Annotated in this window: 23 protein-coding genes; 10 read left to right on the top strand and 13 right to left on the bottom strand. The window is 71.0% G+C overall.

Going from position 1 to position 23772, the window contains the following annotated elements:
* Positions 1-35 precede the first annotated feature (35 nt).
* From ACQP17_RS08585 to ACQP17_RS08600, 4 genes are read right to left on the bottom strand one after another with little or no spacing between them, the layout of a single operon-like run.
* The gene (locus tag ACQP17_RS08585) at positions 36-245 is read right to left on the bottom strand and encodes a DUF397 domain-containing protein (protein ID WP_433855727.1); all 210 of its coding nucleotides are present in this window, start codon (positions 243-245) and stop codon (positions 36-38) included.
* 54 nt (positions 246-299) lie between these two features.
* A complete protein-coding gene (locus ACQP17_RS08590) occupies positions 300-518 on the bottom strand; it encodes a DUF397 domain-containing protein (protein WP_433855728.1) in 219 nt (72 codons plus the stop codon).
* A gap of 54 nt (positions 519-572) precedes the next feature.
* Positions 573-782: a DUF397 domain-containing protein gene (locus ACQP17_RS08595; RefSeq protein WP_433855729.1), complete on the bottom strand. Its 210-nt coding sequence runs from the start codon at positions 780-782 to the stop codon at positions 573-575.
* Positions 779-1618, bottom strand: coding sequence for a helix-turn-helix domain-containing protein (locus ACQP17_RS08600; protein ID WP_433855730.1), 840 nt, complete (start codon positions 1616-1618; stop codon positions 779-781). Before ACQP17_RS08600 ends, ACQP17_RS08595 begins: the two co-directional genes overlap by 4 nt.
* 892 nt (positions 1619-2510) lie before the next feature.
* Here ACQP17_RS08600 and ACQP17_RS08605 point away from each other — a divergent pair.
* Complete coding sequence (locus ACQP17_RS08605; RefSeq protein ID WP_433855731.1) at positions 2511-2861, top strand: hypothetical protein; 351 nt, start codon at positions 2511-2513, stop codon at positions 2859-2861.
* A 124-nt stretch (positions 2862-2985) separates the two neighbouring features.
* On the opposite strand, the gene ACQP17_RS08610 is transcribed toward ACQP17_RS08605, so the two are convergent.
* Complete coding sequence (locus ACQP17_RS08610; protein ID WP_433855732.1) at positions 2986-5502, bottom strand: Ig-like domain repeat protein; 2517 nt, start codon at positions 5500-5502, stop codon at positions 2986-2988.
* A 563-nt stretch (positions 5503-6065) separates the two neighbouring features.
* On the opposite strand from ACQP17_RS08610, the gene ACQP17_RS08615 reads away from it, so the two are divergent.
* From ACQP17_RS08615 to tyrS, 4 genes are all read left to right on the top strand, one after another.
* Entirely contained in the window at positions 6066-6809 is a 744-nt protein-coding gene (locus ACQP17_RS08615; RefSeq protein WP_433855733.1) for a CDP-diacylglycerol diphosphatase, read from the top strand.
* A 130-nt stretch (positions 6810-6939) separates the two neighbouring features.
* Entirely contained in the window at positions 6940-8406 is a 1467-nt protein-coding gene (locus ACQP17_RS08620) for an APC family permease (protein ID WP_433855734.1), read from the top strand.
* 262 nt (positions 8407-8668) lie between these two features.
* A complete protein-coding gene (locus ACQP17_RS08625; protein ID WP_433855735.1) occupies positions 8669-10114 on the top strand; it encodes a metallopeptidase TldD-related protein in 1446 nt (481 codons plus the stop codon).
* Between the two features lie 141 nt (positions 10115-10255).
* Positions 10256-11659 carry a tyrosine--tRNA ligase gene (tyrS, locus tag ACQP17_RS08630; protein ID WP_433855736.1) on the top strand — a complete coding sequence of 468 codons (1404 nt, stop codon included), beginning with the start codon at positions 10256-10258 and terminating at the stop codon, positions 11657-11659.
* A 106-nt stretch (positions 11660-11765) separates the two neighbouring features.
* On the opposite strand, the gene ACQP17_RS08635 is transcribed toward tyrS, so the two are convergent.
* Entirely contained in the window at positions 11766-12044 is a 279-nt protein-coding gene (locus tag ACQP17_RS08635) for a GlsB/YeaQ/YmgE family stress response membrane protein (protein ID WP_433855737.1), read from the bottom strand.
* A 219-nt stretch (positions 12045-12263) separates the two neighbouring features.
* Between ACQP17_RS08635 and ACQP17_RS08640 the strand changes: the two genes are divergently transcribed.
* Positions 12264-12638, top strand: a complete 375-nt coding sequence (locus ACQP17_RS08640) for a DUF3099 domain-containing protein (protein WP_433855738.1) — start codon at positions 12264-12266, stop codon at positions 12636-12638.
* Between the two features lie 210 nt (positions 12639-12848).
* Positions 12849-13103, top strand: a complete 255-nt coding sequence (locus tag ACQP17_RS08645; RefSeq protein WP_433855739.1) for a hypothetical protein — start codon at positions 12849-12851, stop codon at positions 13101-13103.
* A 4-nt stretch (positions 13104-13107) separates the two neighbouring features.
* Here ACQP17_RS08645 and moaA read toward each other — a convergent pair whose 3' ends face one another.
* The 3 genes from moaA to ACQP17_RS08660 all read right to left on the bottom strand — a co-directional run bounded on the left by moaA (position 13108) and on the right by ACQP17_RS08660 (position 16307).
* The gene (moaA, locus tag ACQP17_RS08650) at positions 13108-14097 is read right to left on the bottom strand and encodes a GTP 3',8-cyclase MoaA (RefSeq protein WP_433855740.1); all 990 of its coding nucleotides are present in this window, start codon (positions 14095-14097) and stop codon (positions 13108-13110) included.
* Positions 14098-14328: 231 nt separating this feature from the next.
* Positions 14329-15966 carry a solute symporter family protein gene (locus ACQP17_RS08655; RefSeq protein WP_433855741.1) on the bottom strand — a complete coding sequence of 546 codons (1638 nt, stop codon included), beginning with the start codon at positions 15964-15966 and terminating at the stop codon, positions 14329-14331.
* A complete protein-coding gene (locus tag ACQP17_RS08660) occupies positions 15963-16307 on the bottom strand; it encodes a DUF485 domain-containing protein (RefSeq protein ID WP_433855742.1) in 345 nt (114 codons plus the stop codon). Before ACQP17_RS08660 ends, ACQP17_RS08655 begins: the two co-directional genes overlap by 4 nt.
* 219 nt (positions 16308-16526) lie before the next feature.
* On the opposite strand from ACQP17_RS08660, the gene ACQP17_RS08665 reads away from it, so the two are divergent.
* Together ACQP17_RS08665 and ACQP17_RS08670 are read left to right on the top strand one after the other, a co-directional pair.
* Positions 16527-16724, top strand: coding sequence for a hypothetical protein (locus tag ACQP17_RS08665; RefSeq protein WP_433855743.1), 198 nt, complete (start codon positions 16527-16529; stop codon positions 16722-16724).
* Between the two features lie 186 nt (positions 16725-16910).
* Complete coding sequence (locus ACQP17_RS08670; protein ID WP_433855744.1) at positions 16911-18425, top strand: S8 family serine peptidase; 1515 nt, start codon at positions 16911-16913, stop codon at positions 18423-18425.
* Positions 18426-18516: 91 nt separating this feature from the next.
* Here ACQP17_RS08670 and ACQP17_RS08675 read toward each other — a convergent pair whose 3' ends face one another.
* From ACQP17_RS08675 to ACQP17_RS08690, 4 genes are all read right to left on the bottom strand, one after another.
* A complete protein-coding gene (locus ACQP17_RS08675) occupies positions 18517-20100 on the bottom strand; it encodes a TIGR03086 family metal-binding protein (RefSeq protein ID WP_433859855.1) in 1584 nt (527 codons plus the stop codon).
* A gap of 86 nt (positions 20101-20186) precedes the next feature.
* The gene (locus ACQP17_RS08680; protein WP_433855745.1) at positions 20187-21230 is read right to left on the bottom strand and encodes a zinc-dependent alcohol dehydrogenase family protein; all 1044 of its coding nucleotides are present in this window, start codon (positions 21228-21230) and stop codon (positions 20187-20189) included.
* Positions 21231-21291: 61 nt separating this feature from the next.
* Positions 21292-22002: a lysoplasmalogenase gene (locus ACQP17_RS08685; protein WP_433855746.1), complete on the bottom strand. Its 711-nt coding sequence runs from the start codon at positions 22000-22002 to the stop codon at positions 21292-21294.
* A complete protein-coding gene (locus tag ACQP17_RS08690; RefSeq protein WP_433855747.1) occupies positions 21999-22904 on the bottom strand; it encodes a sterol desaturase family protein in 906 nt (301 codons plus the stop codon). The genes ACQP17_RS08685 and ACQP17_RS08690 overlap by 4 nt, the downstream gene beginning before the upstream one ends.
* A gap of 131 nt (positions 22905-23035) precedes the next feature.
* Here ACQP17_RS08690 and ACQP17_RS08695 point away from each other — a divergent pair, with 131 nt between their 5' ends.
* The gene (locus ACQP17_RS08695; protein ID WP_433855748.1) at positions 23036-23764 is read left to right on the top strand and encodes a Type 1 glutamine amidotransferase-like domain-containing protein; all 729 of its coding nucleotides are present in this window, start codon (positions 23036-23038) and stop codon (positions 23762-23764) included.
* Positions 23765-23772: the final 8 nt, after the last annotated feature.

Genomic DNA, 23772 nt, shown 5'->3' on the forward strand with positions numbered 1-23772 from the left:
GCAGCGGCAGCGGCAGCGGCAGCGGCAGCGGCTGGTCAGACGGTGCCGAAGTCTCCGGCCTTGACACCGGCCACGAACGAAGAAAACGAGCCGGACCGGAAGCTCAGAACCGGCCCGCACGTGTCCTTGGAGTCACGGACGGGGACGACGTCACGCGAGGCCACGAGGTTGGCGGCGACCTCGATGCAATCGCCGCCGTTGCTGCTGTAGGAAGACTTGAACCAGCGGGGGGAGTCGCTCGTCACGGGGTGCCCTTTCGCAACTGCTCGATCACGGCCACTGAAACGCTCGGGACTGGGTCAGACTGCGCCGAACTCCCCCGCCTTGACGCCCGCCACGAAGGAAGAGAACGAGTCGGACCGGAAGCTCAGAACCGGCCCGCACGTGTCCTTGGAGTCACGGACGGGGACCACGCCACGCGAGGCGACGAGATTGGCGGCGACCTCGATGCAGTTGCCGCCGTTGCTGCTGTAGGAGGACTTGAACCAGCGGGGGGAATCGGCGGATTCGGTCGTCACGGGATGCCCTTTCGCAACTGCTCGATCACGGACACTGAAGCGCTTGGGACAGGGTCAGACGGCGCCGAACTCCCCTGCCTTGACACCCGCCACGAACGAAGAAAACGAGCTGGAAGGGAAGCTCAGGACCGGCCCGCACGTGTCCTTGGAGTCACGGACAGGGACCACGCCACGCGAGGCGACGAGATTGGCGGCAACCTCGATGCAATCGCCGCCGTTGTTGCTGTAGGAAGACTTGAACCAGCGGGGGGATTCGCTCGTCACGGGATGCCCTTTCGTACCTGCTCGATCATGGCCACGGACGCCGTCTGGGACATAGCTTCGGCCTGTAGCTGATGGTAAGCCGTCAGCATGGGCACCACGGATGCAGTCTCTCGGTCCAGATTTCCTTGCGCTTGGGACTCGGCGTAGCAGACCACGGCCCGGTCTGGCAGCGTCAACAGGTTCACGGGCAGGTCAAACGTGCGCCGCTCTCCTATCTCGTACGGAGCCACCTGGAGGAGGGTGTTAGGCAACTTGGCGAAGTCGACCAAGTGAGCCAACTGGGCGTCCATGACCGAGGCCCCGCCTACAGGTCGACGGATACAGCTTTCATCCATGGTCACAAACACCATGGGTGGCCGCGACTGCACAAGCGCTGCCTGTCGCTCAGCCAGGAACGAGACACGCTTCTGCGCCTGCTCGGAAGTGATGGCGCCCCGCCGCACAGCACTCTCAGCCAACACCCGGGCGTACTCCGGTGTCTGCAACAGACCGGGGACGATCCCAATGTTGTACAGCCGGATCTCCACGGCCCGACCCTCGTACTTAACGTACTCCGGGAAACCCTCAAGCAAGCTGCCGTTCCGGATCTCACCCCACGCGCGCTCGAACGAGTCTGCCGTCCCGGTGAGCTCGAAGGCAGTGTCTAAGCTGCGCGAGAAACGGCGAGTTGGCGGTTTGCGGCCCGTTTCGACCGCTGAGATATGCCGCCCCGAGTATCCCACCTGCTCAGCCAACTCATCCTGCGTCCAGCCGCGCGCCTCTCGCGAGCTGCGCACGCGCGCACCGTAGGCCGCTTGCGGTGATGCGTCCGGGTTCAGCTCCTTCAGGTTTACCAATGTGCCCTCCGCTTCTGGAACGTTGAAGACAGCCCAACTCTAGGCCACGCTGAGCCCCCTTGGTAGTTGAATGACTACAGAGAGGAGCGAGCGTGGGCACGGAAGCGCACTCCCCCACAGCCCCGCACCGCTCGGTGAGCGGCGGGCGAGGGGAGGACGAGTGACCCCGACTCCCGAACGCGGTGAGCCCCCGAGCGACTGCGGGCACCCGGGGTGTCCGTTCGCGAAGAGCCCGGATGACGGCGTACAGCCGGAGCACGAGCGAGCCGGCGACAACGACAGTGAGGCGTTGACCCGCCTTCGCGCGCGGATGCACCAGGACTACGAACGACGCCAACGGTACGGACCCCTGGGGCGCTCGCTATGACCTGCTTCGAATGCCAGAAGCATCGACCCGAATCGTCGGAAGCCAAACGGACCGGCGGCCCATCGAAAGCCACTCACTGCCTGGTCATGCGGGCATACCGGTTGGCCGCCGCCTTTACGGGGCCGTTGCTCATCATCATGGTCAGCAGCTCATGTGGATTCGTCCTCGGAGCCACCTTCCGCCTCTAGGCTCCCGCCCCCTCCGACGCCAAAGACTCCGCCCCTGCCACATTGATGCGCTCTGCGGCAGAGGCGGGCTCCACCCCGATCGGTCGCCCGAGTGACGGTCGGCGACCAACCGGTTCTGCAAAAGCACCGAATGACCTGACAACGCAAGGAGGAATGCGCATGACCACCGCTACCGCGACGCCCGTCCCGTTCGGCGTCCGGCACCTGGTGCCACCGGCTCCGATGAACAACGAAGCGCCCGTCCCCCTCTGACGACCGGACGCATACGGCCCGACCGGCGTCTCCCCACTCACAGGGCTGCCGGACGGGGCCTTGTTCCGCTGACCGAGAGGTAATCGTGGACCACTGCAACCTGTCCGCCCGCGCGCCGTGGATCGGGCTGCTGTACACGCGCCGGAACGACGATGCTCCGCTCGCGGGGTTCCCCGACCCTGAGCACCCCTACGCACAGGTGGTCTGCGAGTTGGCCAAGGGGCACGGCGAGGCGCACGCCGACTTCCTGGAGGAGATGGACGCCGATTACCAGGTCTGGGTCCGCTGGGAGGGCGAGCACTTCACGTACGTCTGCGTCAGACCGTGCGAGATGGTCGATCCCACCGTTGACCCCGTGAAGCAGTCGGCCTGCATGCTGTACGTGGAGCACCCCTCGCACCATTCGTGGCAGCTCACGGACCTGCCGCACGACTAGTCACGTCTTGCGGACGACCCTCGGCCTTCGCCCCTGCCACCCACAAGCAGCGGACCGGCCGAGCCGCCTTGACCGTACGAATCCCCTACCGGCAGGAGAGGCCAGTAGGGGATTCGTCGGGGTGTCAGAGGCAGAGCATGAGGATGTTGCTTGCGGTGAGGAAGCCGCCGGGGACGGGGGTGGTTGCGGTGTAGCCGAGGCCGCTCTCGACGGGGGTGATGACGCCCTTGCAGGTGGCGTTGCCGTACATGTCGGCGACGGCGGTGCACAGCACGCGTCCGCCTGCTCCGCCGGAGTGAAAGGTGATCGCTGAGCCGGGGGTTGCGCCGGTGGCGGTGAGGGTGGCGGTGGCGTAGGACCAGGGCAGCGGGGGGAAGTTGAGCCGGTAGCAGGCCGGCAACGCCGTCAGGGTGCCGGAGCCCGACGGCTGGACGGTGACGGTGGCCGGAGCGGAAACCACGTTCGTGCAGGCGCAGGTGCTGCCGGTCGCGGTGACCGTGGCGGTGAGGGTGTTGGCGCCGGGGCTGGTGAAGGTGACGGTGCCGGTGGCCACTCCGGAGGCGTTGGTGGTGGCGGAGCCGAGGGGGGCGCCGTTGCTGGTGAAGGTCACCGTCGCGTTGGGGACGGGTGCCCCGTTGCAGGTGACGGTGGCGGAGACGGTGGTGGGCTGGCCGACGGTGACCGTCCCTGACGGAGGCGCCAGCACGATGCTGCACGTGGAGGCCTGCTGGACGGTGACGGTGACCGGCCCGGACGTGATGTTGGTGCAGGGGCAGGGGGCGCCGGCCGCGATGACCGTGGCGGTGACGGTGTTCGTCCCCGGGGTGGTGAAGGTGGCCGAACCGGTGGCCACTCCCGAGGCGTTGGTGATCGCGAAGCCGATGAGGGTGTGGTTGCTGTTGAAGGTCACCACCGCGTTGGGCACCGGCGCCCCGTTGCACGTCACCGTGGCGGACAGCGTCGTGGGCCGGCCCACGGTCACCGTCCCCGAGGGCGGGGTTACGGTGATGTCGCAGGTGGAGCCGGGCTGCACCGTCACCGCCACCGAACCCGACGACGCATCGAAGCACCCCTGACCGCCGTAGGCCGCGCTGATCGTGCCCGACACCAGCGTGACCGACTCGAAGCAGGCCCTGCCCGTCGCATCGAGCGCGACGGTGTGACTCAGCGATCCGGCGCCGGTGAAGACGACACTGCCCGTCGGGACACCCGCTCCGGGGGTGGTGGCGGTGACCTGCGCACACACCGTGACCGTCTGACCGGGGTCGGAGGGGTTGGGGGTCGCGGTCACCGTCGTCGAGGTCGCGGCAGCGGTCACCGTCACCGGCGCAAGCCCGGAACTGGAGCCCAGGTAGTTGCTGTCACCGTTGTAGACCGCCACCGCCTGATGCACACCGGCACTGAACGACGCCGGCACCACAACCGTCGCCTGCCCGGAGGCGTTGAGCGTCGCGGTCACCGGCGGCCCGTCACTGGAGACGACGAACGACACCGTCCCCGTCGGAGTCGGAGCACCCGGCACCGCCGGCGACGCGGCCACCTGCGCGGTCAAGGTCACCGGCTGACCACACACCACCGGACTCGACACCACCGACACCGACGTCGACGAGGGGCGCAGGGCGAGGATCACGGAGACGTTGTTTGAGTTGGTGTTGGTGACGTACGCATTGCCGTTGGGTGCCACCGCCACCGCTGTGGGGCTGGAGCCCACGGGTACCGTGCTGATGAGGGTGTTCGTGACGCTGTCGATCACCGTCACATCATTCGAGCCGCTATTGGCGACATACACGCGGCCATTGGCCGATACCGCCACAGCTTCCGGGCGGGTTCCCGCCGGGAGGGTGGTGATGAGGGTGTTCGTGACGCTGTCGATCACCGTCACATCATTCGAGCCGCTATTGGCGACGTACACGCGGCCATTGGCCGATACCGCCACGGCTTCCGGGCGGACTCCTACCGACAGAGTGGTGATGATGGTGTTGCTGGTGCTGTCGATCACCGTCACGTCGTTCGTGTCACGGTTGCCGACGTAGACGTTGCCGTTGGGTGCAGCCGCCACAGCAAAGGGATCCAGGCTGGAGGGGAGCACGATGGTGGTGATTTGCGTGTTGGTGGCGCTGTTGATCACGTCTACTTCGTCGGCCGTTTGCGAGACGGTGACGTAGACATTGCCGTTGGGCGCCACCGCCGCACGCTGCGGGAAATTGTGCCCGGAAAAGAAGCGGTTTACTTGGTTGGTGGCACTGTTGATCGACGCCTTTCCTCGGCCCGTGGTGTAGACGTTGCCGTTGGGTGAAACTGCGGCCACATACGTAGGGTCGTCCAAGACCTCCACGGTGGTGATGACGGCATTGGTAGCGCTGTCGATCACTGTGACGCGGCCCGTGGTGTCGCTTCCGACGTAGACGTTGCCATTGGGGGCCACCACCACGCTGTTCGGGTTGGCCCCCACGGGAATCGTGGCGATGACAGCGTTGCCCCCGCTGTCGATCACCGTGACATCGTTCGAGCCCTGATTGACCACATAGACGTTGCCGTTGGGCGCCACCGCCACGGCCAATGGCTTGGTACCAGCAGGCAGAGTGACGGTGGCGAGTAGGCCCATGTCCAGCTGTGCCGCTGCGGTGGGGGCGGAACTCAACGCTGCCGGTCCCGGAACTCGTTGCCCTTGGGCGAGAAGACCGGAGATATGTGGCGACATCCAGGCCTGCGGGTGTGTGGTCATGGTGAGGGAGCCTCTCGATCGCTCTGAGGGGGCTCCCCACGCGGCTCGTGGCACGGTCGGCGTCAGATGACGCCGACACCACAACGCCTTGCTCCCGGAGGACCGCAACACACAGCAACAACAAACCGAATGACCGCATGGTGGGCTGCCCATCCAGGAGGGATGGGCAGCCCACCGGTTCGTCCCCCATTAGGCCCCCGGAACGAAAGTCATCCAACCCTTCAGACGCGCATTCACCCGCCCGGCCCACCCCTCCCGCCCGGCTCACTCGCGAGTCTCGGCTCCGAGATCGTGATCGTCCGTTCGCGGATGCGGCGCCCCTGGGGGAATGGCACGGTGGTGGGAGAGGCCGCGCCCGGCCCACCGAACTCCCCCCGAAGTCACCGGACGTGGACCTCGGGACCTGACAGGAACCGGTGGCCGAGGCCGTTCCTCCCGGGCGTCCTCCTACCTGGCCCCCTCACCGTGGAGGCGTTGTCATGACCGATGTGTACAGGGAAAGGGAAACCGCCACCCTCACCGCGCCGCCGGTGAATCTGTGCGGGGATCCGAAGGACAGTGGCGAGTTTCTGTGGGACATGGCGCGGGACTGCCGGGAGCGGCAGATCAAGGCGTTCTGGCTGGTGTCCTTGGGGGTGAAGGGATATCTCCTGGTCGCCACCGACCGCATCAAGGGAATCGAGTGCCCGGATCTGGTGTCCGGCGCCTACGCCAACAACAATTACTGGCAGATCGCCTGGCAGCGCGGCTACGACTGGTTCGGTCAGCAGGCGTGGGGAACGATCGGGCTGGGGGTCAATGCGGCCCACCACCGCTCCCACGAGCAATTGCATCTCCACATTTCCAAGGCCCGTCAAGGGAACCCCGGGACGGTGCCGGGAGTGAAGGCCCAGCTCGACAAGGCCGCCAAAGCCGGTGAGATCGCCAAGGACTGGAAGAGCTGGCCCGCCCACGTGATCGCGGTCACCGGGGAGGACCAGAGCGGGAATCCGCAGAAGCGGAACTACCGCGCGGTCCATATCGACAGCTTCGCGAACCTCAACCTCTTCAAGGCCCTCTACGACAACGTGGTCGTCCCCGGCAAGACCGAGAAGATGGAAGACCAGACGATGATTGTCATCGAGGCGGGAACGGGCGCGGCCGACGGATTCTACGTGTTGAACAGCTCGGACAAACTGCCGCAGGGAATCGGCGTCTGCGACAGCCTCCTTCTCTGCAAGTGAGGGGGAGGGGCTCCCGCAACCGTGTCATCTCCGGGGGACACGCCGCCCGCCCGAGCGAGAGCGGGCGGGCGGCGTGTCATAGATGGGGGTGGAGCGGCCGCCGGGGCCCGTGGAAGGTGAGGTGGCCGAGGTGGCCGAGGCTTCGGAGGGTGGCGGGGGCGGGCGGAGTTCCGTCGAACTCGGGGGGTATCAGCAGGAGCTGAAGCGGACGCTGGGCTCGTTCCAGGTCTTCGCGATCTCGTTCGCCTTCATCTCGGTGGCGGTCGGCATCTTCGGGACGTACGACGACGTGCTGCAGAACGCCGGGCCGGTCGGGCTCTGGCTGTGGCCGGTCGCGGCGGTGGGGCAGACGCTGGTGGCGCTGGTGGTCGCGCAGCTCGCGGCCCGCATCCCGCTCAGCGGCTCGTCCTACCAATGGGCCTCGCGGCTGGCCAACCCGAAGGTCGGCTGGGGCTTCGGCTGGCTGACCTTCTGTTACCTGGCGATCGCCGTCGTGGCGGTCGACAACGCCCTCGCCAGCCAGGCGCTCATGCCGCTGGCCGGCCTGCGGCCCGACGAAGGGACCGCGCGCGTGATCACGCTCGCGGTGCTGCTCGTCCAGGCCGTGCTCGCGATCGCCTCGACGCGCCTCGTCAGCATGATCAACGCCAGCGCGGTGGGTCTGGAGCTGGTGCTCGTCGTGGCGGTGGGGATCGCGCTGCTCGTCGCCGTGGCGATCACGGGCCACGGCGATGCCGGGAACCTCGTCTCGCGCGGTGTCACCGAGAACGCCCACGGCTATTTCGACGTGGGCGGCGGGCTGATGGCCGCGATGATCATGGGCCTGGCCACGCTCGTCGGCTTCGACGCCGCGGCGAACCTGGCCGAGGAGGCCAAGGACCCCTTCCGCAGCGTGCCGCGCGCGATCGTGGGGTCGGTCGTGGCCGCCGGGCTGCTGGGGCTGCTGTTCCTGATCGCGCTCACCGTCGCGATCAAGGACATCCCGCGGATCACCGCCAGCGGCTCCCCGGTCGCGGCGATCATGCGGGACCAGTTCGGCCCGGCGATGGAGCGGGTGCTCCTGGTCGCGATCGCGTTCGCGTTCTTCGGCGCCGGGATGGTGGTGATGACCGCGTGCTCGCGGATCGTCTTCGCGATGTCGCGCGACGCGCGCTTCCCCGCCCACCGGCTGATGCGGCGGGTCAGCCCCCGCACCCACACCCCGGTCCCCGCGACGGTCCTGATCCTGGCCGTGGGCGTCGTCCTGATGGTCGCGCTGCCGGGGGCCGCCCTGCTGAAGCTGATCACGGCCTCGACGATCCTTCCGGCGATCATCTACGGCGCGACGATCGTCCTCTACCTGGTGGTGCGCCGGCGGCTGGGCCGCCAGGAGGGCGCCTTCCACCTCGGGCGCTTCGAGCTGCCGGTCACGATCTGCGCGCTGGTCTGGTCGGTGGCCTCGCTGTTCGTGCTGGTGGCGCCCGAGGAGGCGCTGGTCCCCGCCCTGATCGTGGTCGGTCTGCTGCTCGCCGGCGGGCTGTTCTTCCTCGCCCTGCTGCGCTTCAACCGGGCGGCGCTGACGACCGAGCCCGGCGACGTGAACGTCTTCACGCACTGAGCCGGACCGGCGGCGCCGGCGTCTCCACCCGCGCGTGGGCCGCCGATAAGCTCTGCTCCCGGGTCGACACCGCAGCACCGCCGGAGCCCGCGGAGCCCGGGCACACCGGCCGGGACCGGGAGTGAGGGGAAACCATGACGAGCCGTCTGCGCCGCATGAGCCGCACGGAGGGCGGGCAGCGGGGTACTCCCCCGGCTCCGGTGGCGGCGTTTCGGGCCGTGCACCGCGTGACCATGCCGCACACGACGCAGGAGGCCGGCCGATGAGCCGTCGTACCCGTACGCCGCACGAGATCGTCGAGCGGGCCCTGGAACTCTCCCGGGCCGACGGCTGTGTGGTCATCGCCGACGAGCACTCCAGCGCCAATCTGCGCTGGGCGGGCAACGCCCTCACCACCAACGGCGTCACCCGCGGCCGCACCCTCACCGTCGTGGCGACCGTCGACGGCGGGCAGGGCACCGCCTCCGGCGTGGTGACGCGCTCCGCGGTGACGGCCGACGAGCTGGAGCCGCTGGTCCGGGCCGCCGAGGCGGCCGCCCGGGAGGCCGGGCCGGCCGAGGACGCGCAGCCGCTGGTGGTCGGCGAGAAGACCTCCGCGGACTTCACCGAGGCGCCCGCCGAGACCTCCTCGGAGGTGTTCGCGGCGTTCGCCCCGGCGCTGGGCGAGGCCTTCCGGCAGGCTCGCTCCGGCGGCCGGGAGCTGTACGGCTTCGCCCACCACGGCGTCGCCACGTCGTATCTGGGCACCTCGGCCGGGCTGCGGCTGCGGCACGACCAGCCCACCGGGACGCTGGAGCTGAACGCCAAGTCGGCCGGCGGCACGGCGGAGCCCCGCTCGGCCTGGGCGGGCCGGGCGACCCGTGACTTCACCGACGTCGACCCGCGGGAGATGGACACCGAGCTGTCCCGGCGGCTCGACTGGGCGCGGCGGCGGATCGAGCTGCCCGCCGGGCGGTACGAGACGCTGCTGCCGCCGACCGCCGTCGCCGACCTGCTGATCTACCAGATGTGGTCGTCCGGGGCCCGCGACGCCACGGAGGGCCGGACGGTCTTCTCCCGGCCGGCCGGGAGCGACGGCGCGGACGCGGCCCGGCCCGGCGCGGGCACCCGGCTGGGCGAGCGGCTCAGCGCGCTGCCGCTGACGCTGCGCAGCGACCCCCGGGCGGCCGGCCTGGAGTGCGCCCCGTTCGTACTGGCGCACTCCTCCGGGGACGACGCCTCGGTCTTCGACAACGGGCTGCCGCTCGCGCCCACCGACTGGATCCGCGAGGGCGTCCTGCACCGGCTGCCGACCACCCGGCACAGCGCCGGGCTGACCGGCCTCCCGCTGGCGCCCGGCATCGACAACCTCCTCCTGGAGGGCGGCGGTTCACGCTCGCTGGACGAGATGGTGGCGGCCTCCGGGCACGACGGCCCCACCCTGCTGCTGACCTGCCTGTGGTACATCCGCGAGGTGGACCCGGCGACGCTGCTGCTGACCGGGCTGACCCGGGACGGCGTCTACCTGGTCGAGAACGGCGAGGTGACCGGCGAGGTCAACAACTTCCGCTTCAACGAGTCGCCGGTGGACCTGCTGTCCCGGGCGGTCGAGGCGGGCCGCACCGAGCGGACCCTGCCGCGCGAGTGGGGCGACTACTTCACCCGCGCCGCGATGCCGGCCCTGCGGGTGGCCGACTTCCACATGAGTTCGGTCAGCCAGGGGGTGTGAGGGGCCGGGCGCGCCGGGTCCCGGGCCCGGCGCGCGCAAACCCGTGTGTGGGGCCCACCGCGCTGGCCATAGACTTCAGCGGTGTCCCTGACGGGGCACCCTGTCCTCCCTCACGGGAAATACCGATCGATCAGGAACGCCATGACACGCCTCGGCGAATCCGTCGCCCGCGCCAGCACGCTGCTCTCCGCCGACCTCTCCTCGGACGCCACGGTCCAGGAGCTGCTCCGGGAGACGGGCGCGCGGCGCTATCTCGACCTGACGGACCTGCCCGCCAAGGAGCAGGCGGAGCTGATCGCGGCCCGTACGGTCGAGGTCCTGCCGGGCGTGGCGGCGCTGGCCGAGCGGATCGAGGAGCGCCGGGCGGCCGGCGAGGGCCTGCACATCAAGCTGGGCATCGACCCGACGGCGACCGATGTGCACCTCGGGCACGCCGTCCCGCTGATCGTGCTGAGCCGGTTCCAGCGGCTGGGCCACGACGTCACGCTGATCATCGGTGACTTCACCGCCAAGATCGGCGACCCGTCGGGCCGTACCGCCGAGCGCCCGCCGCTGACCGACGAGGACATCGCGCACAACCTCGCCACCTACCGCGAACAGGTGCGCCCCTTCTTCGACTTCGAGAAGGTCAGCTTCCGGCAGAACAGCGAGTGGCTGGCGCCGTACACCTTCCCGGAGCTGCTCTCGCTGCTCGCCCAGGTGCCGGCCTCGCAGCTGCTGCAGCGCGAGGACTTCCGCAACCGGCTGGCCGCCGGTTCCGGGCTGACCATGACGGAGCTGCTCTACCCCATCGCGCAGGGCCTGGACTCGGTGGCGCTGGAGTGCGATGTGGAGCTGGGCGGCTCCGACCAGCTGCTGAACCTGCAGATGGGCCGCAAGCTGATGGAGCTGCGCGGGCAGCGTCCGCAGCTGGTGGTGACCATGCCGCTGATCGAGGGCACGGACGGCACCGGCGCCAAGATGTCCAAGTCCAAGGGCAATTACGTCGGGCTGGGCGCGCCCGCCGACGATGTCTTCGGCAAGATCATGTCCGTGCCGGACCGGCTGATGGAGCCCTACCTCAAGGCCTGGACGGAGTGGACCGACGAGGAGATCGCTCTCGTCCTGGGCCGGATCGCGGACCGCGCGCTGCACCCGATGGACCTGAAGAAGGTCCTCGCGGGCGAGGTCGTGGCCGCGCTGTACGGCCTGGAGGCGGCGATGGCGGCGCGCGCCGGGTTCATCGCGCAGTTCTCCAAGAAGTCGTTCGCCGATGTGGAGTCGCTGCCGTCGGTCGAGGTCGCCGCGCACGCCGCCGAGACGGTGGCGGCGGTGCTGACGAGCGTGCTGGAGTTCACCCCGAGCGCCTCGGCGGCCCGGCGGCTGGCCAAGCAGAACGCGCTGCGGCTGGTCGTGGAAGGTGCGGACGGTCAGCAGACCGTGGTGCTCGCCGAGGCCGACGCCGTCCGCCCGCTCGGTGAGGTGCTGGCCGAGAAGCTGGCGGACACCGCCGGGGTGGCGTACCTGAAGGCCGGACGGAAGCTGGCGCAGCTCGACGGCCGCTGAGCCGGTGGAGCAGTGGGCGGCCGGTGCGCGCGGGTGCGCGCCGGCCGCCCCTGTCGTGCCACCGGGTGCGCCCGGCCGTCGGGGCCGGACGCACCCGTCGGTGGTCCTAGGTCGCGTGTTTCTTGTGGCTGCGCAGGGAGACCCACAGCCGGTCCCCGAGGGCGACGATGATGACGGCGCCGGCCAGTTGCAGCAGGTGCCGGATCCAGTCGATGCCCCGGGTGTCGGCGACCCCGAGGCCGGTGGCGGCCCAGTTGCCCAGGACGCTGCCCAGCATGCCGAAGATCACGGTCAGCCAGAGCGGGATCTGTTGCTTGCCCGGGATGATGGCCTTGGCGATCAGGCCCAGCACCAGGCCCACGATGATGGCCCACAACCACGTCATGACGCCTCCTCTTGCGGCACGGTGCGGATGCTCGCCCCTCAGTGTCGCCCGCCGTCGCCCGGGCCGCACCCCGGAGCCGGGCAGGACGGCGCCGGACGGGGCGGCGCCGGGGCCACGGGAGGACGCCCCGGTCTCGTCGGCGGCGGGACCGCGGCGTACCGTGGGATCCGACCGGATATCGGGGAGAATCCGGCACGACTGAGCAGGTGGTGGAACGTGATGCGGAAGCAGAGCAGCGGCCAGGCCTTCCGGATCACGGGGGCCCGGCAGGGGCTGTCCGACGACGTTCGCGGGCGGCAGCGCCGGTATGTGATCTCGATGATGGTGCGCACGCTGGCCGTGGTGCTGACCGTGGTGCTGTGGAACGTCGAGCGGCCGGTGGCGATCGCGACGCTGGTGCTGGGTCTGGCGCTGCCCTATATCGCGGTGGTGATCGCCAACGCGGGCCGGGAGAACGCCACTTCACTGCCGAAGACCTTCATCGCGGCGCCGACCAGGCCGATGCTGCCGCGGGAGGGCTCCGACGCCCCCGCCCCGTCCGTTCCGAAGCGGCCGACGACGGGCACAACCGGCTCGCGGCCCGGTCCCGGCTGATCATCGAGCGGTCTGCAAAGCTCAAGAAAAGCTCAGATCAATCATGGAGTTCCGGTGCACCCGGCCCCCTACCCCGTGACATACTGCGTACGCGCTCCGCATCCCCCGTCGGAGCGACGGACCGACGCCGGGCGGCTCCCCCCGTGGCTGCCCGGCGTCGTCATGTCCGTGGCTCAGGAACGGCCACACGCAGGACGTAGGGTTGAGGCCGTGAACTCCCCGCATCCCCCGCACCCCGCCCCCCGGGACGACAGCGCCGTCATCTGCTCCGCCAAGGGCTGCCGCGCCGCCGCCGTGTGGGTGCTGGCCTGGAACAACCCGAAGCTGCACACTCCCGACCGGCGCAAGACCTGGCTGGCGTGCGAGGAGCACCGGGAACACCTGTCGCAGTTCCTCGGGGTGCGCGGCTTCCTGAAGGACGTGGTGACGCTGGCGGAGTGGGAGGCGGCGGCCGCCGGCCGCTGACCGCTCAGCCGCCGATCGCGGACATCGGGCGCTCGGGCTGCAGGAACGACGGGTCGTCCAGACCGGAGCCCGCCTTCTTCCCCCACATCGCGGTCGTCCACAGCCGGGCGATCTCGTCGTCGGGGGCCCCGGAGCGCAGCGCCGACCGCAGGTCCGTCTCCTCGGTGGCGAACAGGCAGGTGCGCACCTGGCCGTCGGCGGTGAGGCGGGTGCGGTCGCAGGCCCGGCAGAACGGGCGGGTCACCGAGGCGATCACGCCGACGCGGTGCGGTCCGCCGTCCACCAGCCAGCGCTCGGCGGGGGCGGAGCCGCGCTCCTCATTGCCCTCGGCGGTGAGCGTGAAGCGGGTGCGCAGCGAGGTGAGGATGTCACCGGCGGTGATCATGCCGTCGCGCTTCCAGCCGTGCTGGGCGTCCAGGGGCATCTGCTCGATGAAGCGGAGTTCGTAGTCGTGGGCGATCGCCCAGGCCAGGAGGTCGGGGGCCTCGTCGTCGTTGAGGCCCGGCATCAGGACGGTGTTGACCTTGACGGGGGTCAGCCCGGCGTCGCGGGCCGCCGCCAGACCGCGCAGTACGTCCTCGTGCCGCTTGCGGCGGGTCAGGGCCTGGAAGACGTCGGGCCGCAGGGTGTCCAGCGAGACATTGACCCGGTCGAGCCCGGCGTCGCGCAGCGCGGCGGCCGTGCGCTGGAGGCCTATGCCGTTGGTGGTCAGCGACATCTGCGGGCGCGGAGTGAGAGCGGCGACGCGCTCGATGATGCCCGGCAGGCCGGGGCGCAGCAGGGGTTCCCCGCCGGTGAAGCGGACCTCGTCGATCCCCAGGTCCCGCACGGCGAGCGTGATCAGCCGGACGATTTCGTCGTCGGTGAGCAGATCGGGCTTGGCGAGCCACTGCAGACCCTCTTCCGGCATGCAGTACGTGCACCGCAGATTGCAGCGGTCGGTGAGTGAAACGCGCAGGTCGGTGGCCACACGACCGTAGGTGTCGATGAGCACAGGGCCCCCTCCCCGAGAGATGTCGGCGCGAGAGTTCCGCCCGTGGCGGGCGGTCGCGTCGTCCGTGTCCTCTATGTGTTCTGCGTGGTGTCTCTTCTTCTCCGTCTTCGAGCCTACGCGATGGGTGTGACAGCGGAGCAGGGAGCGGAAGCACGAGGTGGGCGGGGTGGTGTCGTAGCTCTCTACGACACCACCCCGCCCACGCTCTGGAGGACGGCCCAGCGGTCCGGGTCAGTGCGCCCCGGTGCCGGTCAGCGACCGGACCTCCAGCTCGGCGTACTTCGCGGCGTCCGGCTCCTCCGCGGAGAGCACGGATCCCAGCCAGCCGAGGAGGAAGCCCAGCGGGATGGAGATCAGGCCGGGGTTCTCCAGCGGGAAGAAGGCGAAGTGGGCGCCGGGGAACATCGAGGTCTCCTTGCCGGAGACGACCGGGGAGAAGAGCACCAGCAGCACGGAGGAGGCGAGGCCGCCGTAGATGGACCAGAGCGCGCCGCGGGTGGTGAACCGCTTCCAGAAGAGGCTGTAGAGGAGGGTGGGGAGGTTGGCGGAGGCGGCGACCGCGAAGGCGAGCGCCACCAGACCGGCGACGTTCAGCCCGCGGGCGAAGACCCCCAGGACGATGGCGGCGCCGCCGATGCCGACGGTCGCCCAGCGGGCCGCGCCGAGCTCCTCCTTCTCGGTGGCCCGGCCCTTGCGCAGCACGTTCACGTACAGGTCGTGGGCGAAGGACGAGGAGGAGGCGAGGGTGAGTCCGGCGACCACGGCGAGGATGGTGGCGAAGGCCACCGCGGAGATCACGGCGAGCAGGACGGCGCCGCCGGTGGAGCCGGGGCCGCCGCCGATCGCCTCGGCGAGGAGCGGGGCGGCGGTGTTGCCCGCCTTGTTGGACGCGACGATCGCCCCGGGCTTCAGGAGCGCGGCGGCGCCGAAGCCGAGCGCGATGGTCATCAGGTAGAAGCCGCCGATGATGGCGATCGCCCAGTTCACGGACTTCCGGGCGGCCTTGGCGGTGGGCACCGTGTAGAAGCGGATGAGGATGTGCGGCAGGCCCGCGGTGCCCAGGACCAGGGCGAGGCCCAGCGAGATGAAGTCGATCTTCGAGGTGGCGGTGGCCCCGTATTTGAGGCCGGGCTCCAGGAAGGCGGAGCCCTTGCCACTGTTCTCGGCGGCGGCGCCGAGCAGCGCGGAGACGTTGAAGTGGAACTTCAGCGCCACCAGGAAGGTGATCAGCAGGGTGCCGGCGATCAACAGCACCGCCTTGACCATCTGGACCCAGGTCGTACCCTTCATCCCGCCGATGGTGACGTAGAGGATCATCATGACGCCGACCAGCACGACGACCAGGATCTTGCCCGCCTCGCTGGTGATGCCCAGGAGCAGGGTGACCAGGGCGCCCGCGCCCGCCATCTGGGCGAGCAGGTAGAAGATCGAGACGACGATGGTGGAGACGCCGGCGGCGGTGCGGACCGGGCGCCGGCGCATGCGGTAGGCGAGGACGTCGCCCATGGTGAACCGGCCGGAGTTGCGCAGCGGTTCGGCGACCAGCAGCAGGGCGACGAGCCAGGCGACCAGGAAGCCGATGGAGTAGAGGAAGCCGTCGTAGCCGAAGAGGGCGATGGCGCCGGCGATGCCGAGGAAGGACGCGGCGGACATGTAGTCGCCGGAAATGGCCAGGCCGTTCTGGAAGCCGGTGAACTGCCGGCCGCCGGCGTAGAAGTCCTCCGCGCCCTTGGTCTGCCGGCCGGCCCAGACCGTGAGGCCCAGGGTGGCGGCGACGAAGACCGCGAAGAGGGTGATGATCAGGCCGCGGTGCTCGCTCGCGCCGGCGGCCGCGAGCGGGAGGGCGAGCGCGTCGGGGGAAAGGTTCATACGTCGCCCTCCAGGCGGGACTTGATGGCCTCGGCCCGGGGGTCGAGTCGGGCGGCGGCGTGCCGGGAGTACCACCAGGCGATGAGGAAGGTCGTCGCGAACTGGGCGAGGCCGAGGACGAAGGCGACGTTCAGATGGCCGAGGACCTTGATGGCCATGAAGCCGCCGGCGTAGCTCGACAGCAGCACGTAGCCGAGGTACCAGGCGAGGAAGGCGACGGTGACCGGAAAGGCGAACGAGCGGTGTGCGCGGCGGAGTTCACCGAATTCCGCGCTCGACTGCACCAGTGGGTAGTCGGGCGGCTCGTGTGTCCCCGGGTCGAGGGTCGGTGCGGCGCTCACGGAGTCTCCTGACGCGAAGAGGCGGGTTCCCGGTGCCGGTCCGGCGGCACTCCACCCAGGGAGCCGGGACGGCGGTAAAGCTCAGGTAAGTGAGGTAGATCACGCATGGTAGAGGTGCGTCATACGATGCGACAGGGGTTCGTTGGTTGAATCGCAGAAGAATCCGCGCAATGGCCGCAGCGACCGCCACCGCGCACGGGGCGCTTCGTTGAGCCCGGTGTGAACCCGCCGCCACAGCAGGCCCCGCAGCCCCCCGCTCCCCGCCGGCGCCCCTACGGCAGTGTCCGGCTGCCGGCGCCGCTCCCCGTCGCGCCGCCGGAGCCGCACTCCGGCCCGAGCGCCGCCGCGCCCCGCTGGTTCGGCCCGCGGGTCACCCTGCCGCTGCTGAGCATCGCGGCCCTGCGGCGCGACGCCTGACCCGCCGGCGGGCGCCGTGGCGAAACCGTCGCGGTGCGGACTGACACCCCCTCAATTCGCCACTCCTGACAGGTTTTCTCCCCGTTCCATTGCTGTCGGCCGGTGATCGCCGATAACTTCACGTCTCATGTATCCGCCCGTGCGCAATCCGTGCACGGGCGGTCTCACGGATGATGTGGAGTACCCATGGCTCATCCCCGTTCCAGACGCATGCGGGCGCTGGCCGTTCCGCTCGGACTGGCCCTGACGGCGTCCCTCGGTTTCCTGCCGACCGCGGCCACCGCCGCGTCCGCGGACACCACCCCGGCCGCCGCCGCCTCGGACAGCGGCCCGCTGCTGTCGTACGTCGTGAACGCCACGCCCGGCCACACCATGGCCGGCCGGATCGCGAAGGCGATATCCAAGGCCGGCGGGAAGGTGGTCATCGCCCATGAGCGGATAGGCGTGACCGTCGTCCACTCGGCCAACCCGCAGTTCGCCACCGTGATGCGCGCGGTGCCGGGCGTGCAGTCGGCGGGCGCGACCCGCACCGCGCCGCTGAAGGCGCAGGGCACCACCGACATCGGCAAGCCGCAGAAGATCGACCTGTCGAAGTCGCAGCTCACGGCGGCCGGCAAGGCGGCGAAGGCGAACGGCGAGGAGCCGCTCGAACCGCTGCAGTGGGACCTGCCCGCCATCAAGGCCGACCAGGCCGCGAAGGTGAACCCCGGCAGCCGGAAGGTCACCGTCGGCATCATCGACACCGGGGTGGACGACACCCACCCCGATCTGAAGCCCAACTTCTCCGCGAAACAGTCCGCCAACTGCGTGGGCGGCGTGGCCGACACCTCCAAGGGCGCCTGGCGTCCCTGGAACCCGGACGAGGACTACCACGGCACCCATGTCGCGGGCACCATCGCCGCGGCCCGCAACGGTGTCGGCGTGGCGGGGGTCGCCCCGGGCGTGAAGATCGCCGCCCTGAAGGTCAGCGAGCCGGAGACCAGCCTCTTCTACGCCGAGAGCGTGGTGTGCGCCTTCGTCTTCGCCGCCGACCACGGCATCTCGGTCACGAACAACAGCTACTACGTCGACCCGTGGATGTTCAACTGCAAGGACGACGCCGACCAGGCCGCCATCATCGACGCGGTCGGCCGTGCGGCGAGCTACGCCCAGCGCAAGGGCGTGCTGAACATCGCCGCGGCGGGCAACTCCGGCCTCGACCTGGCGGCTCCCCAGCTGCCCGACGCCTCCAGCCCGAACGACTCCACCCCGGTCGAGCGCACCGTCAACCCCAAGACCTGCTGGGACGTGCCCACCCAGCTGCCGGGCACGGTGACGGTCGCGGCGACGGGTGTGCACCAGCTCAAGTCGTACTACTCGAACTACGGCCTGGGCCAGATCGATGTGGCCGCACCGGGCGGTGACTCCCGGCAGGTGCCGGAGCTGCCCGCCAAGAACGGCAACATCCTCTCCACCATGCCGGGCGGCGACTGGGCCTACCTGGCCGGCACGTCCATGGCGACCCCGCATGTCGCCGGCGTCGCGGCGCTGCTCAAGAGCGCCCACCCGAAGTCCAGCCCGCAGGAGATCCAGTGGCTCCTCAAGGAGCAGGCGGACAACCCCGGCTGCCCCACGGGTGACGCGACCTGCACCGGCACCAAGCATGTCAACAGCCACTTCGGCTACGGCATCGTGGATGCGCTGGACGCGGTGAAGAAGTAACTTCCGGGCCGGTCACGGCCGTTGCGGGAGGGGCCGGGTGGCGCGGGCGCCACCCGGCCCGCCGTTGCCGCGGGGCGCGCCGGGCCGCCGGTCAGGCCGGGTCGCGGCCGAGGAAGGCCGCCAGCCGGTCCGCCGCGCTCGCGCCGGGCGGGGCCGGCCGCTCCGGGGCGAACGAGCCGCCCGCGGTGCGCGGCGCGGCCCCGTACATCCGGCGCGCGGCCACCAGGGTCTCCTCGGCGACCTCCGGCGCCAGCGTGGTCGGCGCGCCCGTCGCCCGCGCCATGTCCCAGCCGTGTGCGAGGAGTTCGACCACGACCTGCTGGACGAGCATCGCGCCGGGGGCCTCGTAGGGGCCGAAGGTGCGGTGGAGCATCCCGCTGCCGGTGAACGTGGCGAGAGCGGCGCGGGCGGAGTCCTCGAAGGCGGCTCGGTGATCGTCGCCGAGGTGGTCGGCGGTGAGGTCCTCGCGCGGGGCGTCCTCGGCGATCGAGGCGGCCATCAGGTTCTCCCACACCATGTGGTCGAGCAGCTGCCGGACGGTCCACCCCGCACACGGTGTCGGCAGGTCGAGGTCCTCGGGCCGTACGGCGGCCACCACCGCGGACACGGCCCGGCTCACCTGCGCGTAGGCGTGCAGCACCCGGGCCGGGTCGGTGCCGTCGAACGCGGAGCGGTCCAGGCGGTACGGCCGGGGGTGGGCGCGCAGCGCGGCCGTGGTCCAGGTGCCGGCGGTGTCCCAGCGGGGCGGGGCGGGCCGGCCGGTGAGGGTGCACAGCAGCTGCCAGTAGCGCGCGACGGCCGGCTCGGCGGCGGTCTCCAGCTGCTCCAGCAGCCGCCCGCGGGCCCGCGGGCCGTCCTCGGCGGGCGGGTCGGGGGTGGCGGCCTGGGTGGGGAGCCAGGCGGCGATCAGCTCGGCGAGGACGTGCTCCGCGGCCGGGGAGTCGGGGGCGATGCCGGCCGCGACGGCCTCCTCACCGCGTACCCGCATCAGCTCCGCGACGCGCACGGCGGCCCGATCCTGCTCTGCCGGGTCCGTCTCCCCCACGGGCCGCTCCCCCGCCGCCGGTGCGGTGCGCGCGCTGTACTCGGCCAGCCGGCGCAGCGCCGCCCGTAGTTCCGGGTCACGGACCAGTTCGGCCAGTTCGATCCAGGCGCCGAGCTGTTCGGGGGTGGGGTCGTCGGGCAGGTCGGGGGTGGCGGCCAGCAGGCCGCTGCGGTAGGCGGGGGCGTCCACCCCGTCGAGGGCGTCCTCGACGAAGTCCGCGAGGATCCGGCGGCGTTCGCGGGCCGACAGGCGGGCCAGTTCGGTCATGTGCGGCAGCTCCTCTGCTGCGCTGCCCCGCGCGGCCACCGCACGCAGCACGGCGCGCTGCAGCCGGAGCGTACGGATCTGCGCGTCGAGCGCGTCCGCCCACCGGGCGGCCGTCTCGGCGACCGTGCGCTCGCGGTGCAGCACCGACCGGATCGCCGCCAGCCCGATGCCCAGGTCGCGCAGGCTGCGCACGACCTCCAGGCGGGCCGGGGCCTCCGGGCCGTAGAGCCGGTAGCCCGCGGGGGTGCGGGCGGCGGGCGGCAGCAGGTCCTGGTCGGACCAGTTCCTGATCGTCTTGACCGGAACGCCGGTCAGGCGCGCCAGCGCGCCGATGGTGAGCAGGCCCGTGCCGTCCTCGTACATGCCGTCCACTGTCGGGTCTCCCACGGGGGGAGACACAAGCGGCGACCGCTCCGGTTGCCGCGCGCCGGGCCGCTCCGGCCGGTGGTTCAGGGCTTGACCAGTACCTTCAGTGCCGTGCGGTCGTCCATGGCGCGGTAGCCGTCGGGGACGCCGGCGAGGTCGACGGTGAGGTCGAAGACCGGGGCGGGGTCGAGGGTGCCGTCCAGGATGTCGGGGAGCAGCTCGGGAATGTAGCTGCGGACCGGGGCGACGCCGCCGCGGACGGCGATGTTGTTGTTGAAGAGGGCGCGCATGTCCAGGCCGTTGCCGCTGCCGTGCGGGACGCCGACCCAGCCGATGGCGCCGCCGGGGCGGGTGATGCCGACCGCGGTGCTCATCGACTGCTCGGTGCCGACCGCCTCGATGACGGCGTGGGCGCCCTGGCCGCGGGTGAGTTCGCGGACCGCGGCGACGGCCGCCTCGCCCCGCTCGGCTACCACGTCGGTGGCGCCGAAGGTGCGGGCGATGTCGGTACGGGCCTGATGGCGGCCGAGGGCGATGATCCGCTCGGCGCCCAGCCGCCGGGCGGCCAGCACCGCGCACAGGCCGACCGCGCCGTCACCGACCACCGCGACCGTGGAGCCGGGCCGCACGCCCGCGCCGAGGGCGGCGTGGTGGCCGGTGCCCAGGACGTCGGTGAGCGCCAGCAGGCCGGTCAGCAGCCGGTCGTCGCCCGCGGCCTCGGCGGGCAGCTTGACGAGGGTGGCGTCGGCGTACGGCACCCGGACGGCCTCGCCCTGGCCGCCGTCGGAGCCGGGGTCGCCCCAGAAGCCGCCGTCCACGCACGAGGTGGTCAGGCCGTCGGCGCAGTACTCGCACTCGCCGTCGGACCACATGAAGGGGGCCACGACCAGGTCGCCCACCGACAGGCCGGTGACCTCGGCGCCGGTCTCGGCGATCACCCCGAGGAATTCGTGCCCGATGCGCTGGCCCTTCTCGCGCGCCGCCGAGCCGCGGTACGCCCACAGGTCGCTGCCGCAGATGCAGGCCCGCAGTACCTGGACGACGGCGTCGTGGGGCTTGCGGACTGCGGCATCGGGGACGTCGTCGACGCGTATGTCATGGGCGGCGTGGATGGTGGTGGCGCGCATGCGGGGCGTTCCTCGTATCGCTCGGGGTCGGTGGACGTACCCGGCGTACGCTACGCCGGTGCTACCGGACGCCTGCCCCCGGGAGCGCCGGGGCCGGCCGGGGTGCGGGCCGGCGGGCCGCGTCCGCGAGCTTGCGCAACACGCCCTCGGCCAGGGCCCACTGGGCCGCGGCGTAGGTGAACATGATCCAGAACTGGGGCAGCGGCAGCTGCGGCCAGTGAGCGATGCCACTGGCGATGAGGGTGTCGGAGAGCAGGAAGAGCAGTCCGCCGAGCGCGGCCGGCCAGCCGGCCCGCAGCGCCCCGAACGCCATCGCGGTGAGCAGCAGGCTGTAGCCGGCGACCGGGATCCGCAGCTCGGCCGGGAGGTCGGGCCACAGCAGGACGACGGTGACGACGAGCACGGCGCCGTACCCGGCGGCGAGCGCGGGCATGCGTCCGGGCCGGCCGCCGCCGGGCGCCGTCCCGTGCCGGACGAACAGCAGCAGGTAGCAGACGTGCCCGGCGGCGAAGGACCCCATGCCGACCAGGAAGGCGAGGTCCCCGCCGATCTGGAGGAAGGTGTCGCCGCCGCAGCCGAAGAGCAGGGCGCCGGCGAGCAGCGGCGGGCCGCCGCGGGCCAGCGCGTAGCCGGTGAGCACCGGCATCAGTGCGGGCTTGGTGAACTGGGCGACGGCGCTCACGCCGCAGAGCAGGGCGCCGAGGTGCACCAGGGCCAGCGCGGCGAAGAGCCACAGCAGGGGCCCGGCGGCCCGTGGCCGGCGTGCGGTCACGCGGCGGGCTCCTCGACGGAGGCGCGCGCCTGCGGGCCGGGGCCCGCGGCCGGTGCGCCCGCGGCGGTCCGCTCGGCCGGCTGCCAGCCCGGTCCGCCGAAGACCCGTCCGGCGCGCTCGCGCCAGCTGTCCGCGGCGCGCAGGTCGCGGGCGATGGCGGCGTACTCGTGGGTGGCCACCCGCAGCGGGTTGAAGCTCTCGACGTTCTTGGTGAGCCCGTACACCGGCCGCTCGGTCTCGGCGACGAACGAGCCGAACATCCGGTCCCAGATGATCAGGATCCCGCCATAGTTGCGGTCCAGGTAGCCGCCCTGTGAGGCGTGGTGGACCCGGTGGTGGGAGGGGGTGTTGAGGACGAACTCGATGGGGCGGGGCAGCTTGCCGACCCGTTCGGTGTGCACCCAGAACTGGTAGACGAGGTTGGCCCCGGAGGTGAAGGCGATCGCGGCCGGGTGCACGCCGAGGGCGATCATCGGGACGTAGAAGGGCCAGACGGTCCAGGTCGTCCAGGGCTGCCGCAGGGCGGTGCTGAGGTTGAACTTCTTGCTGGAGTGGTGGACCACGTGGCAGGCCCACAGGATGCGGATGACATGGTGACCGCGGTGCGACCAGTAGTAGAAGAAGTCCTGGGCGAGCAGCATCAGCGGCAGCGTCCACCACAGCACGGGTATCCGCAGCGGGGTGAGTTCGTAGACCGTGGCGTAGATCGCCACGATGGGGATCTTCCACAGCGCGTCGAAGACCAGGCTGCCCAGACCCATCCCGATGCTGGTGGCGGCGTCCTTGGCCTCGTAGCCCTCCGCCTCCTCGTCGGGATGCAGGCGGTAACTCACCATCTCGATCACGGCGAGCAGGACGAAGGCCGGGATGGACCACAACAGGACATCGGGCAGGTGCGGCATGCCCCGCACCATAAAGGCGTGGACGGCGGTGCCGCTAGGGGTTGTTACCGAGAAGTATGTGAGACGCATCGTCAGCTGCGGTGTGACGGCGCTCTCCCCCGCACCTCCACGACGTCCCGAATCGAGGTCCGATGCCCCCCACCCCCACCCCCGCCCTCGTCCTGCTCGGCGGCGGCTTCTCCCACGACTCCGACCCCCTGCTCGACGACTTCGTGCTGGCCGCCTCGGGGCGGGCGCGGCCGCGGATCTGCTTCCTGCCCACCGCGAGCGGCGATGCGCCCGGCTACGTCGAGAGGTTCCACACGGCGTTCGGCGGGCGGGACTGCGAGCCGAGTCATCTGGAGCTGTTCCACCGCACGGTGGGCGATCTGCGGGCATTCGTCCTGGCGCAGGACATCGTCTACGTCGGGGGCGGCAACACCGCCAACATGCTCGCCGTCTGGCGAGCGCACGGCCTCGACTCCGTCCTGCGCGAGGCCTGGGCGTCGGGGGTGCTGCTGTGCGGCATCAGCGCCGGGGCGTGCTGCTGGTTCGAGAGCGCGTTCTCCGACTCCTTCGGCCCGCCCGCGCCGCTCGCCGACGGGCTGGGGCTGCTGCCGGGCAGCCTGTGCCCGCACTACGACAGCGAGCCGGAGCGCCGTCCCGGCTATCTGGCGGCCGTCGGCAGCGGTGCGCTGCCCGGCGGCTGGGCGGTCGACGACGGCGCCGCCGCGCTGTTCGCCGGCGGCCGCCCGGTGGAGGTGGTCACCCGGAAACCGGGCGCCACCCTCCACCGGGTGAGCGCCGGCGCGGACGGCGCGGCACGGGAGGAGGCGCAGCCGGCCCGGGTGCTGCGGGATCGGGGCGGGGCGGGGGCGTGAGGCCGGGG

The organism is Streptomyces kronopolitis (assembly GCF_050953795.1).
In the GTDB taxonomy this organism is placed as follows: Bacteria; Actinomycetota; Actinomycetes; order Streptomycetales; family Streptomycetaceae; genus Streptomyces; species Streptomyces kronopolitis_A.

What these genes read in the sequence shown, in the direction of transcription:
- ACQP17_RS08675 (WP_433859855.1), bottom strand. Translation starts at nt 20,100, where the DNA reads ATGTACGAGGACGGCACGGGCCTGCTCACCATCGGCGCGCTGGCGCGC.
- ACQP17_RS08635 (WP_433855737.1), bottom strand. Translation starts at nt 12,044, where the DNA reads ATGACGTGGTTGTGGGCCATCATCGTGGGCCTGGTGCTGGGCCTGATC.
- tyrS (WP_433855736.1), top strand. Translation starts at nt 10,256, where the DNA reads ATGACACGCCTCGGCGAATCCGTCGCCCGCGCCAGCACGCTGCTCTCC.
- ACQP17_RS08695 (WP_433855748.1), top strand. Translation starts at nt 23,036, where the DNA reads ATGCCCCCCACCCCCACCCCCGCCCTCGTCCTGCTCGGCGGCGGCTTC.
- ACQP17_RS08615 (WP_433855733.1), top strand. Translation starts at nt 6,066, where the DNA reads ATGACCGATGTGTACAGGGAAAGGGAAACCGCCACCCTCACCGCGCCG.
- ACQP17_RS08655 (WP_433855741.1), bottom strand. Translation starts at nt 15,966, where the DNA reads ATGAACCTTTCCCCCGACGCGCTCGCCCTCCCGCTCGCGGCCGCCGGC.
- ACQP17_RS08670 (WP_433855744.1), top strand. Translation starts at nt 16,911, where the DNA reads ATGGCTCATCCCCGTTCCAGACGCATGCGGGCGCTGGCCGTTCCGCTC.
- ACQP17_RS08640 (WP_433855738.1), top strand. Translation starts at nt 12,264, where the DNA reads ATGCGGAAGCAGAGCAGCGGCCAGGCCTTCCGGATCACGGGGGCCCGG.
- ACQP17_RS08690 (WP_433855747.1), bottom strand. Translation starts at nt 22,904, where the DNA reads ATGCCGCACCTGCCCGATGTCCTGTTGTGGTCCATCCCGGCCTTCGTC.
- ACQP17_RS08680 (WP_433855745.1), bottom strand. Translation starts at nt 21,230, where the DNA reads ATGCGCGCCACCACCATCCACGCCGCCCATGACATACGCGTCGACGAC.
- ACQP17_RS08625 (WP_433855735.1), top strand. Translation starts at nt 8,669, where the DNA reads ATGAGCCGTCGTACCCGTACGCCGCACGAGATCGTCGAGCGGGCCCTG.